Annotated in this window: 13 protein-coding genes; 10 read left to right on the forward strand and 3 right to left on the reverse strand. The window is 68.8% G+C overall.

Going from position 1 to position 12,042, the window contains the following annotated elements:
* Positions 1 to 156: 156 nt before the first annotated feature.
* The 5 genes from LV780_RS01600 (at position 157) to LV780_RS01620 (ending at position 5,273) form a co-directional block, all read left to right on the forward strand.
* Positions 157 to 1,296 carry an aminodeoxychorismate synthase component I gene (locus tag LV780_RS01600; protein WP_108220088.1) on the forward strand — a complete coding sequence of 380 codons (1,140 nt, stop codon included), beginning with the start codon at positions 157 to 159 and terminating at the stop codon, positions 1,294 to 1,296.
* A complete protein-coding gene (locus tag LV780_RS01605) occupies positions 1,254 to 1,916 on the forward strand; it encodes an aminotransferase class IV family protein (RefSeq protein ID WP_101340753.1) in 663 nt (220 codons plus the stop codon). Before LV780_RS01600 ends, LV780_RS01605 begins: the two co-directional genes overlap by 43 nt.
* Positions 1,917 to 1,955: 39 nt before the next feature.
* Positions 1,956 to 2,609, forward strand: coding sequence for a CPBP family intramembrane glutamic endopeptidase (locus tag LV780_RS01610; protein ID WP_101340754.1), 654 nt, complete (start codon positions 1,956 to 1,958; stop codon positions 2,607 to 2,609).
* A 180-nt stretch (positions 2,610 to 2,789) separates the two neighbouring features.
* Complete coding sequence (gene aspS / locus LV780_RS01615) at positions 2,790 to 4,565, forward strand: aspartate--tRNA ligase (RefSeq protein WP_108220089.1); 1,776 nt, start codon at positions 2,790 to 2,792, stop codon at positions 4,563 to 4,565.
* A gap of 3 nt (positions 4,566 to 4,568) precedes the next feature.
* Entirely contained in the window at positions 4,569 to 5,273 is a 705-nt protein-coding gene (locus LV780_RS01620; protein WP_108220090.1) for a GNAT family N-acetyltransferase, read from the forward strand.
* A gap of 10 nt (positions 5,274 to 5,283) precedes the next feature.
* Here the strand turns inward: LV780_RS01620 and LV780_RS01625 are convergent, their stop codons facing one another.
* Positions 5,284 to 5,985 (reverse strand): response regulator, encoded by a 702-nt coding sequence (locus LV780_RS01625; RefSeq protein ID WP_108220091.1) that lies wholly within the window; start codon positions 5,983 to 5,985, stop codon positions 5,284 to 5,286.
* 150 nt (positions 5,986 to 6,135) lie between these two features.
* Here LV780_RS01625 and mce point away from each other — a divergent pair, with 150 nt between their 5' ends.
* Positions 6,136 to 6,540, forward strand: a complete 405-nt coding sequence (gene mce / locus LV780_RS01630; RefSeq protein ID WP_011907428.1) for a methylmalonyl-CoA epimerase — start codon at positions 6,136 to 6,138, stop codon at positions 6,538 to 6,540.
* Positions 6,537 to 6,818 (forward strand): DUF1467 family protein, encoded by a 282-nt coding sequence (locus tag LV780_RS01635; protein WP_108220092.1) that lies wholly within the window; start codon positions 6,537 to 6,539, stop codon positions 6,816 to 6,818. Before mce ends, LV780_RS01635 begins: the two co-directional genes overlap by 4 nt.
* Before the next feature lie 39 nt (positions 6,819 to 6,857).
* Here the strand turns inward: LV780_RS01635 and LV780_RS01640 are convergent, their stop codons facing one another.
* Both LV780_RS01640 and LV780_RS01645 read right to left on the reverse strand, forming a co-directional pair.
* Positions 6,858 to 7,553: an EI24 domain-containing protein gene (locus LV780_RS01640; RefSeq protein ID WP_011907430.1), complete on the reverse strand. Its 696-nt coding sequence runs from the start codon at positions 7,551 to 7,553 to the stop codon at positions 6,858 to 6,860.
* The gene (locus LV780_RS01645; protein ID WP_108220093.1) at positions 7,550 to 8,128 is read right to left on the reverse strand and encodes a nitroreductase family protein; all 579 of its coding nucleotides are present in this window, start codon (positions 8,126 to 8,128) and stop codon (positions 7,550 to 7,552) included. Before LV780_RS01645 ends, LV780_RS01640 begins: the two co-directional genes overlap by 4 nt.
* Positions 8,129 to 8,381: 253 nt before the next feature.
* Here LV780_RS01645 and LV780_RS01650 point away from each other — a divergent pair, with 253 nt between their 5' ends.
* Genes LV780_RS01650 through nikC form a run of 3 tightly spaced genes read left to right on the forward strand, consistent with a single transcriptional unit; the run spans position 8,382 to position 11,941 of the window.
* Positions 8,382 to 9,971, forward strand: a complete 1,590-nt coding sequence (locus LV780_RS01650) for an ABC transporter substrate-binding protein (protein ID WP_108220094.1) — start codon at positions 8,382 to 8,384, stop codon at positions 9,969 to 9,971.
* Positions 9,972 to 11,042, forward strand: coding sequence for an ABC transporter permease (locus LV780_RS01655; protein WP_011907433.1), 1,071 nt, complete (start codon positions 9,972 to 9,974; stop codon positions 11,040 to 11,042).
* Positions 11,039 to 11,941 (forward strand): nickel transporter permease, encoded by a 903-nt coding sequence (nikC, locus tag LV780_RS01660; RefSeq protein WP_011907434.1) that lies wholly within the window; start codon positions 11,039 to 11,041, stop codon positions 11,939 to 11,941. The genes LV780_RS01655 and nikC overlap by 4 nt, the downstream gene beginning before the upstream one ends.
* Positions 11,942 to 12,042 lie beyond the last annotated feature (101 nt).

The following is a 12,042-nucleotide window of genomic DNA, read 5'->3' on the forward strand; positions in this document are numbered from 1 at the left end:
GGTTCGGGCGGGGATGGTCGGATTCTACGCTCTGCGCAAATTGGCGCGGTTATAGACCTGCCGCCGCGCGGCGCAACCCTCTTGCATCATGTCGCGGGCGGGCTGTCACCGGGCGGGGCAAGCGTGCTAGATGCCCGCCATCAGAAGGAGAAGAGCGTGTTCCTGTGCGAGAACGGACCCGAGGGCGGTCCGGCCCTGTTTGGGGACGCCGTCGAGACGGTGATCGTGGACGAGCCGCAGGCGCTCCGCCCGGCGCTGGCGCGGCTGGATGAACTGCGCGCGAAGGGGCTCTGGATCGCGGGAACCGTGGCCTACGAGGCCGGGCTCGTGTTCGAGCCGCGTCTCGCGCCCCTCATGCCCACACGGCGCGACGAGCCGCTGCTGGTGTTCGGGGCCTTCCGTGGGCCTGACCCGGGCGGGCCCATGCTGGCCCGCGCGGCGGCCGAGGCGGCCGAGGTGAGGCTTGCACCCTTCCGCCCGCGCATCGCCCGGGCGGACTATGACGCGGCCTTTGCCCGGCTGATGGCCTATATTGCCGCAGGCGACTGCTATCAGGTCAACCTGACCTTCCCCTTCGACGGGCAGCTTGTGGCGGGCAGCGCGCTCGGCGTCTATGGCGCGCTTCGTGCGCGGCAGCCGGTGGGGCAGGGCGCCTTCTGCGCGCTGGGCGGGCCGGTTGCGATCTCGGCCTCGCCCGAACTGTTCTTCGACTGCGACGCCGAGGGCCGGATCTCGACGCGGCCGATGAAGGGGACGGCGCCCCGCGATGCCGACCCGGCGCGCGATGCCGCCCTCGCCCAGGCGCTGCGCGAGAGCGAGAAGGGGCGGGCCGAGAACCTGATGATCGTGGATCTGTTGCGCAACGACATCGGGCGGATTGCCGAAGTGGGTTCGGTCCGGGTGCCCGAACTGTTCGCCATCGAGAGCTATGCGACCGTGCACCAGATGGTGAGCCGCGTGACGGGCCGTCTCGGCGGACGGCCGGGGATCGCGGAGCTTCTGCCCGCGCTCTTTCCCTGCGGATCGGTCACCGGGGCGCCCAAGATCCGCGCCATGCAGATCATCTCGGAACTGGAACCTTTTCCCCGCGGCCTCTATTGCGGAGCGATGGGCTGGATGGCGCCGGACGGGCGCGCGGCCTTCAACGTGGCGATCCGCACGCTGCGTCTGTTCGCGGAGGGCAGGCTGCGGCTCGATGTCGGCGGAGGAGTCGTGCAGGATTCGACCGCCGAGGGCGAATGGGAGGAAGCCTTGTGGAAGACCCGCTTCGCGGAGCTGCCGACGATCCCGAGCTGAGGCTCATCGAGACGCTGCTGTGGGACGGAAGCCGTCTTGTGCGGCTCCGGCGCCATCTGAGGCGCCTTGAGGGGGCCGCGGCCCGGCTGGGCTGGCGGTGCCGGGGGGCGGGCGACGCGCTGAAGGCGGCGGTGCCCGAGGCGCCTGCCCGGATGCGCCTCACGCTCGACCGCGAGGGGCGGATGGCCGTCGAGGTGGTGCCGCTGCCGCCGGCGAAGCGCGTCTGGCGGGTGGGGCTCGCGGAGGAACGGCTGTGCTCGGCCGATCCCTGGCTGCAGGTGAAGTCGAGCCGCCGGGCGGCCTATGATGCCGCGCGGGCGGCGCTGCCGGAGGGGATCGACGAGCTGCTCTTCCTCAACGAGCGCGGCGAGCTCTGCGACGGAACCATCACGACCGTCTTCTTCGACGCGGGTGAGGGGATGCGGACGCCGCCCCTGTCGTCGGGGCTGCTGCCGGGGATCCTGCGCGAGTCGATGCTGGACGCGGGCCGCTGCCGCGAGGCGCCGCTGCCGGGCGAGGCGCTGCCCCGCGTGCGGCTGTGGGTCGGCAATTCGCTGCGCGGGTTGATGGTGGCGGAATGGGCGGGGGACGGCGCCGGAAGGGAACCGGCGCCCTCCTGATCGGTTCGCAGGGGATCACCCCGAACGGATCATGCGGACATGCCGGCCACATCTTCATCGCGAACACGGCTCTGGGCCGAGTTCGTCGCCTTCTACCTGTTCGTGCCGGTGGTGATCGCGCTCTTCCTGCCGCCCTCGCAGATGTTCCTGGCGCTGTTCGCCTTCACGGCGCTGGGCCTCGTGCTGCTCGGTCTGACGCCGGACTTCGACTGGTCGCACCTCGTGCGCGGCTGGCGGGCGATCGACGGGCCGCTGGTGGCGGGCTTCGCGCTCGCCACGCTGGCGGGGGCGGTGGCGATCGTGCTGGCCACGCGACCCGAGCGGCTGTTCGATCTGGCGCGCGACCATCCGGCGATGCTTGTGGCTGTGCTTCTGGTCTATCCCTTCCTGTCGGTCCTGCCGCAGGAGGTGATCTTCCGGCCGCTGTTCTTCCGCCGCTACGGGGCGCTCCTGCCGCCGGGGTGGGCGCGTATCGTGATCAATGCGGCGCTCTTTTCTCTGGTCCACCTGATGTACTGGAGCGGACTTGTGGCGCTGCTGACCTTCTGCGGCGGGCTGGTCTTCGGCTGGGCCTACGAGACGCGGCGGAGCTTTCCGATGGCGGTGGTTCTTCATGCCGTGGCGGGCGGGATCATGTTTGCCGCGGGGCTCGGCGCGCATTTCGTTGCGGCCAACGCGGTCCGGCCCTTCTGAGCCGCAAGGAGGCGGTTCCCGCCAAGCCTTCGGCCTCGCCGCAGCGGCCGGGCCGCCGCGGCTCAGGCGCCGCTCCGCGGGGGATATTTGTGCCAGAGTGAAAAGGCGGGCGGCTTGACTTCCCCTTCGGCAGGGAGTGTATCGGCGCGGACGAACCAGAGCCTCGGGAAGGGGAGCCGAATGCACGCCTATCGCAGCCACACTTGCGCGGAACTGAACGCCGGGCACGTCGGTCAGGAGGTGCGGCTTTCGGGCTGGGTCCACCGCGTGCGCGACCATGGCGGGGTGCTCTTCATCGACCTGCGCGACCATTACGGCATCACCCAGGTGATCGCCGACGCCGATTCGCCCGCTTTTGCCGAGCTCGAGACGGTGCGCGCCGAATGGGTGATCCGCATCGAGGGCCGCGTGAAGGGCCGCGACGCGGCGCTGGTGAACCCGAAACTCGCCACGGGCGAGATCGAGGTCTATGCCACCGGGCTGACGGTGCTGGGCGCGGCGGACGAGCTGCCGATGCCGGTCTTCGGCGAGGTGGATTATCCCGAGGAGACGCGGCTGACCTACCGCTTCCTCGACCTGCGGCGAGAGAAGCTGCACGCCAACATGATGCTGCGGTCGAACGTGGTGCGCAGCTTGCGCAACCGGATGTGGGACGCGGGCTTCAACGAGTTCCAGACGCCGATCATCACGGCCTCGTCGCCCGAAGGGGCGCGCGACTTTCTCGTGCCGTCGCGGCTGCATCCGGGCAAGTTCTACGCCCTGCCGCAGGCGCCGCAGCAGTTCAAGCAGCTGATCATGGTGGCGGGCTTCGACCGCTACTTCCAGATCGCGCCCTGCTTCCGTGACGAGGATCCGCGCGCCGACCGCTCGCCCACCGACTTCTACCAGCTCGACGTCGAGATGAGCTTCGTCGAGCAGGAGGACGTGTTCCAGGCGGTGCAGCCGGTGATCCAGGGCATCTTCGAGGAGTTCGGCGGCGGGCGCCGTGTCGATGCCGACTGGCCGCGGATCGCCTATCGCGACGCGATGCTGTGGTATGGCTCGGACAAGCCCGACCTGCGCAACCCGATCCGGATGCAGGTGGTGAGCGAGCATTTCCGCGGCTCGGGCTTTGCGATCTTCGCGAAGCTGCTGGAGAACGAGGGCACCGAGATCCGCGCGATCCCGGCGCCGACGGGCGGCTCGCGGAAATTCTGCGACCGGATGAACGCCTTCGCGCAATCGCAGGGTCTGCCGGGGATGGGCTACATCTTCTGGCGCAAGGGCGACGATGGCGCCATGGAGGCCGCCGGGCCGCTGGCGAAGAATATCGGGCCGGAGCGGACCGAGGCGATCCGGCAGCAACTGGGGCTGGGCGAGGGCGATGCGGCCTTCTTCCTTGGCGGCAAGCCCGAGACCTTCGAGGCCGTTGCGGGACGCGCGCGCAACGAGATCGGCCGCGAGCTGGGGCTGACCGAGGAAAACTGCTTCCGCTTCGCCTGGATCGTCGATTTCCCGATGTACGAGAAGGACGACGAGGGGAAGGTTGATTTCAGCCACAACCCGTTCTCGATGCCGCAGGGCGGGATGGCGGCGCTGGAAGGCGATCCGCTGAAGGTTCTGGCCTATCAGTATGACCTCGCCTGCAACGGCTACGAGCTGATCTCGGGTGGCATCCGCAACCACAAGCCCGAGATCATGTTCAAGGCCTTCGAACTGGCGGGCTATCCGGCCTCGGAGGTCGAGAAGCGGTTCGGCGGCATGGTCAAGGCCTTCCGCTACGGTGCGCCGCCCCACGGCGGCTGCGCGGCGGGCATCGACCGGATCGTGATGCTGCTGGCGGATGAGGCGAACATCCGCGAGGTGATCATGTTCCCGATGAACCAGCGCGCCGAGGATCTGCTGATGGGTGCGCCGTCGGAGCCGACCAACGAGCAGCTGCGCGAATTGCGGCTGCGTGTCGTGCCGAAGGACTGACTTGTGAAGCGGTTCGGCGAGCCGGTTCCGGGCTGGGTTTCGGCATCGCATCCCTCGGGCGAGGCGCTCGAGGGGCGCCATGCCCGGCTGGAGCGGCTCTCGGCCGACCGCCATGCCGCCGATCTGCACCGGGCGTTTTCGGGGGATGACACGCTCTGGGATTATCTGCCTTACGGTCCCTTCGCCTCGACGGCGGCCTATCATCATTGGGCGCGCGGGGTCGAGGAGGGCGGCGATCCGCTGTTCTACACGATCCGCGACCGCGCCACCGGCCATTGCGGCGGGGTCGCAAGCTTCCTGCGCATCGCGCCCCAGGCGGGCTCGATCGAGATCGGCCACATCTGCCTCTCGCCCGAGATCCAGCGCACGCCGGTCGCGACCGAGGCGCTGTTCCTGATGATGGCCTGGAGCTTTGCCGCCGGCTACCGGCGCTGCGAATGGAAATGCGACGCGCTGAACCTTGCCTCGCGCCGGGCGGCGCAGCGGCTGGGCTTCAGCTACGAGGGCACGTTCCGCCAGGCCACGGTGGTGAAGGGGCGCAACCGCGACACCGCCTGGTTCTCGGTGATCGACAAGGAATGGCCCGCCCTGCGCGAGGCGTTCGAGGCCTGGTTGTCTCCGCGTAACTTCGACGGCTTCGGGCGGCAGATCGAGCGGCTGTCGGACCTGACGGGGCTCGTGCGGGGCGGGGCCGATCCGCTGCTGTGACGGTGCGCCGTCAGACGGCTGCGGCCGGGCCCTCGAGCCTGGAGGAGATCAGGCGTCGGAGGAGGTCGAGCCCCTCGGCGCTGTCCGGGGCGGCCACGGCGGCCTGTTCAAGCGCCTTGTCGCCGCAGCTGCGCGCGATGCCGGTCACGAAGCCCGACAGATAGCGCGCCCGTGCCGTTCCGGGCCGGACGGTTGTGGTCAGATCCGCCGCGCGATTGAGATCCTCGCGCAGCGAGAACGGGTCGGGCGGGGGCAGGGTCTCATCCTCGACAAGGCGCGGGCGTCCCGGCAGATGGTCGAGCAGGACCTGCTGAAAGAGGGCGAGGCTGTCGAGCGGCTTTTCCAGAAAGGCATGGGCGCCAGCGGCCAGGGCCGCCTCGCGCCGGGTGGGGTCACCGCTGGCCGCGATGATCACGGGGCCGGGGCCAGCGGCCAGCTGGGCGATCAGCATCTCGCCCGAGCCGTCGGGCAGGCCGAGATCGACGATCACGGCGTCGGGCATGTAACGCTCGAGATGTTTCCGGGCCCCCTCGAGATCGTCGGCCCGTCGGAGGCGCGCGCCCGAGCGGTGGCACAGCAGCCGGATCGCTTCGGCCGCGAAGTGGCTGTCCTCGACCGCGAGGACGGTCAGCCCCGCGAGAGGCAGCGGCCCCCGCGGCCGGTAAGGGCCAGGGGACGGCGGCGGATCGGGCAGGAGGTGCAGATGGGGCATCGGGATCTTCCGGCAAGGGCGAGTCGCGCCAGTCAATCCGATCCGGGTCAAGATCCGGTTAAGCCGCCTGCGCCCCGCGCGACCGGCTGACCCCTTGCGCGGAAGGGGGGCCGCTCCCATAACGTCCCCACCGGACGCAAGGGAGAGATCATGATCGGACGCCTGAACCATGTGGCCATCGCCGTGCCCGACCTTGAGGCTGCGGCGGCGCAATATCGAAATACGCTCGGCGCCGAGGTGGGCGCGCCGCAGGACGAGCCCGACCATGGCGTGACCGTGGTCTTCATCACCCTGCCGAACACCAAGATCGAGCTGCTCTATCCGCTGGGCGAGACCTCTCCGATCAACGGATTCCTCGAGAAGAACCCCGCGGGGGGCATTCACCACATCTGCTACGAGGTCGAGGACATCATCGCCGCGCGCGACCGGCTGAAGGCCTCGGGCGCGCGGGTCCTGGGTTCGGGCGAGCCGAAGATCGGCGCGCATGGCAAGCCGGTGCTCTTCCTGCATCCCAAGGACTTCAACGGATGCCTCGTGGAGCTTGAGCAGGTATGAGCATCACCGGCGCCATCGTCCTCTATGCGGTGACCTGGTTCATGGTGTTCTTCATCCTGCTCCCCCTGCGGGTGCAGAGCCAGGACGAGGCGGGGGATGTGGTGCCGGGCACGCCGCGGGGCGCACCCGCGGGCTATGTGATCCGGCGCAAGGCCTGGCTCACGACGCTCTGGGGCACGCTGGTCTGGGCGGTGCTCTGCGGGATCATCCTGTCGGGCGTGATCAGCCTGCGCGACATCGACGTGATGGGGCGGATGCCCCCGCCTCCGCCGCTCTGATCACGCGCCGGCCCGACCAGGGGCCGGCGCGGTTCGGCTTCAGGTTCGGCGGGCGCCGTCCAGCCGGTGGAAGATGTGGGTGAAGGTCGCCACCCCCAGCACCGGCACCACGAGGTTCAGGATCGGGATCGACAGCGGCGCCGCCATCAGCGTCCCCGCCAGCCAGATCTGTCCGGCGTGGCGCGCGCGCAGGGCCTTGGCGCCCGCGCGCCCCAGCCTGCGCATCGCAACCAGCGTGAAATATTCCCGCCCCAGCAGGAAGCCGTTCAGCGCCCAGAAGAGGATGGGCCCCACCGGCCCGGCGAAGATGAAGACCACCAGCGCGATCACGTTGACGAGGATCAGCACCGCGAAGAAATTCGCGCTGTCGATCAGCTGGTCCATCAGGGGAAGCGGCGTGGCCGGGGGGAGCTGCGGATAGTGCCGTTGCTCGACGGCATCCGCCACGCTGTCGAGAAAGAGCCCCGTGAAGGCCGAGGCCACCGGGATCATCAGGAACACCGACAGGCCGAGCATCAGCACGGCGGACCCCCAGGAGAGGATCGTGTCGATGGCGCCCACCTCGCCGATCCAGGGGATCGTGACGGTGTCGGGCACGAACATGTTCAGCAGGAACAGGAAGCCGCCATAGACGGCCATCAGCAGCAGCAGCGAGAGCCCGATGCCCAGCAGGACGACACGCCGGAAGGGCGGGTCGCCGATCTGGGCGATGGCGCGGAAAAAGTCGCGGATCATTCACTTACCCATGTGGTGAGACTGGCAATGTCGGGTCGGGGGCGGTCGGGCGGGGCGACGGTCTCGCTGCCGATATGGATGATGCCCGCGACGAACTCGTGATCCTCAAGCCCCAGACCCTCGCGCACGAAGTCGCGGTCGTGGGCGGGCCAGCCTGTCAGCCAGTTGGCGCCCCAGCCCGCCGCCTGAGCGGCGTTCAGCAGCCCGAGGCAGACCGCGCCGGCCGAGAGCGTCTGCTCGATCGCCGGCACCTTGTCGGACGGCTTGGGGATGGCCACCACAACCACGGCCAAGTGGCTCTGCTCGAACTGCGACCGGCCCTTGGCGCGTTTCTCGGGATCGAGGCCAAGCGCCTCGGCCCGCGCCTCGGCCAGCGCGACCAGCCGGGGCATGGCCCCCGCCTCGAGGACCAGCAGCCGCCACGGCTCGAGCTTGCCGTGGTCGGGCGTGCGCAGCGCGGCCGTGAGGATCGGGCCGAGCTGGTTCCGGCCGGGCACGGGCAGCGCCAGCGTCTTGGCGGGGCGCGAGCGGCGGCTCAGCAGGAAATCGAGGACCTCGGGTCGCGCGTCGGGCATGGGCGTCTCCTTTGCGCGCGATCTTGAGGATCGGGCGGGCAGGGTCAAGCGCACTTCGGCCCCCCGCGGGGGCAGCATCCGGCGCCGAAGCGGTGCGATGCGCCGGACGAAGGCGGTCTGCCGGCGCATGTTTCCCGATCCGAGAGCAACCCTTGACAGTTCCGCAACCCGCTGCTCAGCATGTTGCCGGGCCCGTCCAGACGCCCGGCGACGGACAGGAGCCCGTGAAAAACACTTCGACAGGGGGTTCTCCATGTTCATCCGAGCGCGCTTGCTGGCGACGGCGGCCGTTGCCGCATTCGCCCTGACCACGGCACCGCTTTCCGCCGAGACGCCGCCCGACACCTTCATCCAGGCCTGGGCGATCGACGACATGATCACCCTCGACCCGGCCGAGGTGTTCGAGTTCACCGCCTCCGAAATCATCGGCAACAGCTACGAGACGATCATCGGCTACGATGTGAACGACGTCTCGAACATCTTCGGCCGCGTGGCGGAAAGCTGGGAGCTGTCCGAAGACGGCAAGACCATGAGCTTCACGGTCCGTCAGGGCAAGAAGTTCGCCTCGGGCAACGACCTGACCGCCGAGGATGTGGTCTACAGTCTCGTCCGCGCGGTCAAGCTCGACAAGTCGCCGGCCTTCATCCTGGGCCAGTTCGGCCTGACCCCCGACAACGTCGACGAGAAGATCGTCCAGACCGGCGACCATTCCTTCACCTTCGAGATGGACAAGGCCTATGCGCCGACGTTCCTGCTCTACTGCCTGACGGCGACGGTCGCCGCGGTGGTGGACAAGGATCTGGTGCAGTCGAACGAGGTGGACGGCGACTGGGGCTACAACTGGCTCAAGACCAACTATGCCGGCTCGGGCCCGTTCACGATCCGCGAATGGCGCGCCAACGAGGCCGTCGTGATGGAGCGGAACGACAACTGGGACGGCGAGACGCCCGCGATGGCACGCGCGATCTACCGCCACATCCCCGAAGCCGCGACCGAGCGGCTGCTGCTCGAACAGGGCGACATCGACATCGCGCGCAAGCTGCTGCCCGAAGAGATCGAGGCGCTGAGCCAGAACCCCGACATCAAGATCCAGAGCGGGGTGAAGGGCACGATCTTCTACCTCGGCCTGAACCAGAAGAACGAGAACCTGGCCAAGCCCGAGGTGCGCGAGGCGATGAAATGGCTCGTCGATTACGACGCCATCGCCGAGACGCTGGTCAAGGGCATGAAGAAGAAGCACCAGACCTTCCTGCCGGAGGGCTTCCTCGGCGCGCTGGACGAAAACCCCTACAGCTTCGATCCCGCCAAGGCCAAGGAGCTTCTGGCCGCGGCCGGCCTGCCCGACGGCTTCACCGTCACGATGGACACCCGCAACACGCCCGAAGTGACCTCGATCGCGCAGGCGATCCAGCAGACCATGGCTGAGGCCGGCATCCGCATCGAGATCATCCCCGGCGACGGCGGCCAGACGCTCGAGAAATACCGCGCCCGCACGCATGACATCTACATCGGCCAGTGGGGCCCGGACTATCAGGACCCGCACACCAACGCGACCTTCGCGCAGAACCCCGACAATTCGGACGATGCCGCCTCGAAACCGCTCGCCTGGCGCAACGCCTGGGAGATCCCCGAGCTGACCGCCAAGGCCGATGCCGCGGTGCTCGAACGCGACACCGACAAGCGCGCCGAGATGTATCGCGAGATGCAGCGCGAGGTGCTCGAAACCTCGCCCTTCGTGATCATGTTCCAGGAATCCGAGGTCGTCGCCATGCGCAAGAACGTCGAGGGCTACATCATCGGCCCCTCGTTCAACGACAACTCGTTCCGTGCCGTGACGAAGTAAATGGCCGGAACCCCGCAGATCGGAAGGGGGCGCGGCCGCGCCCTCTCCCTCTGGCTCTGGAAGGGCACGAAGGTGGCCCTCACGGTCGCGGTGACCTTCCTGGGCCTCCTTCTCGTCACCTTCGTCATCAGCCGCTACATGTCGGTCGATCCCGTGCTGCGGGCCGTCGGCGACCGTGCGAGCCAGTCCACCTACGACGCGATGTATCGCGCCATGGGCCTCGACCGCCCGGTGTGGGAGCAGTTCTGGATCTACCTGCGCAACGTGCTCTCGGGCGATCTCGGCAGCTCGTTCCTGACCAAGCGGCCGGTCGCGGACGATCTGGCACGGGTCTTTCCCGCCACGCTCGAGCTGGCGACCGTGGGCATCCTGATCGGAACGCTCTTCGGCATCCCGCTGGGGGTGATCTCGGCCGTGAAACAGGGCCGCGCCATCGACCAGGTCGTGCGCGTCCTGGGCCTCGTGGGCTATTCGGCGCCGATCTTCTGGCTCGGGCTGCTTGGCCTTCTCGTCTTCTACGCCCGGCTCGGCTGGGTCGCGGGGCCGGGGCGGATCGACATCGCCCATGAATACAGTTTCACCGTGACGACGGGGCTTCTCCTGCTCGACAGCGCCATGCAGGGCGCCTGGGGCGCCTTCCGCAACGCCTTCTCGCACATCATCCTGCCCGGCGCGCTGCTCGGCTATTTCTCGATGGCCTACATCAGCCGCATGACGCGCAGCTTCATGCTGGCGGAACTCGCGCAGGAATATGTCACCACCGCCCGGGTCAAGGGCGTGCCCGAGTGGCGGATCGTCTGGGTCCATGCGCTGCGCAACGCGGCCGTGCCGCTCGTGACCGTGGTGGCGCTGTCCTATGCAGGGCTTCTCGAAGGCTCGGTCCTGACCGAGACGGTCTTTGCCTGGCCGGGCCTCGGCCTCTATCTCACCAACAGCCTGCAGGTGGCCGACATGAATGCCGTCCTTGGCGGGACACTCGTGATCGGTGCCATCTTCGTGGCGCTGAACCTCCTGTCGGACCTGCTCTACACGATCCTCGACCCGCGCACGCGGCGGCAGGTGCGGCCATGACGCGGACCGAGTGGCTTCTGTCGGAACAGCCCGCCTCGCGGCGGCAGGCCCGGCTTGGTCAGGCCTACCGCACCTGGCTTGCGCTGAAGGCCAACCGCCTCGCGATGGTGGGCCTCACTCTCGTCCTGGCCCTGATCGCGGTGGCCCTCCTTGCCCCCTGGATCGCGCCCTACGACCCGATCGTAGGCGGCGACCTGCGCACCGACCGCCTCCAGCCCCCCTCGTGGGAGCATCCGATGGGCACCGACGATCTGGCGCGCGACATCTTCAGCCGGGTGATCCACGGCGCGCGGCTCACGCTGATGGTCGTGGTGCTTGTGGCGGTGATCGCGACGCCCATCGGCCTCGCCATCGGCACCACCGCCGGCTATTTCGGCGGCTGGATCGACACGGTGCTGATGCGGGCGACCGACATCTTCCTCGCCTTCCCGCGGCTGATCCTCGCGCTGGCCTTCGTCGCGGCGCTCGGTCCGGGCATCGAGAACGCGATCATCGCCATCGCGCTCACCTCCTGGCCACCCTACGCGCGCCTCGCGCGGGCCGAGACGCTCACGATCCGCGACAGCGACTTCATCAACGCCGCCCGCCTGCAGGGCGCCTCCTCGCTGCGCATCCTCTGGGGCCATGTCACGCCGCTCTGCCTGTCTTCGGTCGTGGTCCGCGTGACGCTCGACATGGCGGGCATCATCCTCACCGCGGCGGGCCTCGGCTTCCTCGGCCTCGGCGCCCAGCCTCCGCAGCCCGAATGGGGCGCCATGATCGCGGGCGGGCGCCGCTTCATCATCGACTACTGGTGGGTGGCCACCATGCCCGGCCTCGCCATCTTTGCCGTGTCGCTGGGCTTCAACCTGCTGGGCGACGGCCTGCGCGACGTGCTCGACCCCAAGGCGCGCAAATGATCCTTCCCACGCACCCCGTCCGCCGCCGCGCCGCCGCCGCCTCTTCCGGCGCGCGCTTTCATTCTGGCTCAAATATCCCCGCCGGAGGCTCCGACGCTTCC

Origin of the sequence: Cereibacter azotoformans, from assembly GCF_021391315.1 — a bacterium.
Lineage (GTDB): Bacteria > Pseudomonadota > Alphaproteobacteria > Rhodobacterales > Rhodobacteraceae > Cereibacter_A > Cereibacter_A azotoformans.

What these genes read in the sequence shown, in the direction of transcription:
- LV780_RS01610 (WP_101340754.1), top strand. Translation starts at nt 1,956, where the DNA reads ATGCCGGCCACATCTTCATCGCGAACACGGCTCTGGGCCGAGTTCGTC.
- aspS (WP_108220089.1), top strand. Translation starts at nt 2,790, where the DNA reads ATGCACGCCTATCGCAGCCACACTTGCGCGGAACTGAACGCCGGGCAC.
- LV780_RS01625 (WP_108220091.1), bottom strand. Translation starts at nt 5,985, where the DNA reads ATGCCCCATCTGCACCTCCTGCCCGATCCGCCGCCGTCCCCTGGCCCT.
- mce (WP_011907428.1), top strand. Translation starts at nt 6,136, where the DNA reads ATGATCGGACGCCTGAACCATGTGGCCATCGCCGTGCCCGACCTTGAG.
- LV780_RS01635 (WP_108220092.1), top strand. Translation starts at nt 6,537, where the DNA reads ATGAGCATCACCGGCGCCATCGTCCTCTATGCGGTGACCTGGTTCATG.
- LV780_RS01640 (WP_011907430.1), bottom strand. Translation starts at nt 7,553, where the DNA reads ATGATCCGCGACTTTTTCCGCGCCATCGCCCAGATCGGCGACCCGCCC.
- LV780_RS01645 (WP_108220093.1), bottom strand. Translation starts at nt 8,128, where the DNA reads ATGCCCGACGCGCGACCCGAGGTCCTCGATTTCCTGCTGAGCCGCCGC.
- LV780_RS01650 (WP_108220094.1), top strand. Translation starts at nt 8,382, where the DNA reads ATGTTCATCCGAGCGCGCTTGCTGGCGACGGCGGCCGTTGCCGCATTC.
- LV780_RS01655 (WP_011907433.1), top strand. Translation starts at nt 9,972, where the DNA reads ATGGCCGGAACCCCGCAGATCGGAAGGGGGCGCGGCCGCGCCCTCTCC.
- nikC (WP_011907434.1), top strand. Translation starts at nt 11,039, where the DNA reads ATGACGCGGACCGAGTGGCTTCTGTCGGAACAGCCCGCCTCGCGGCGG.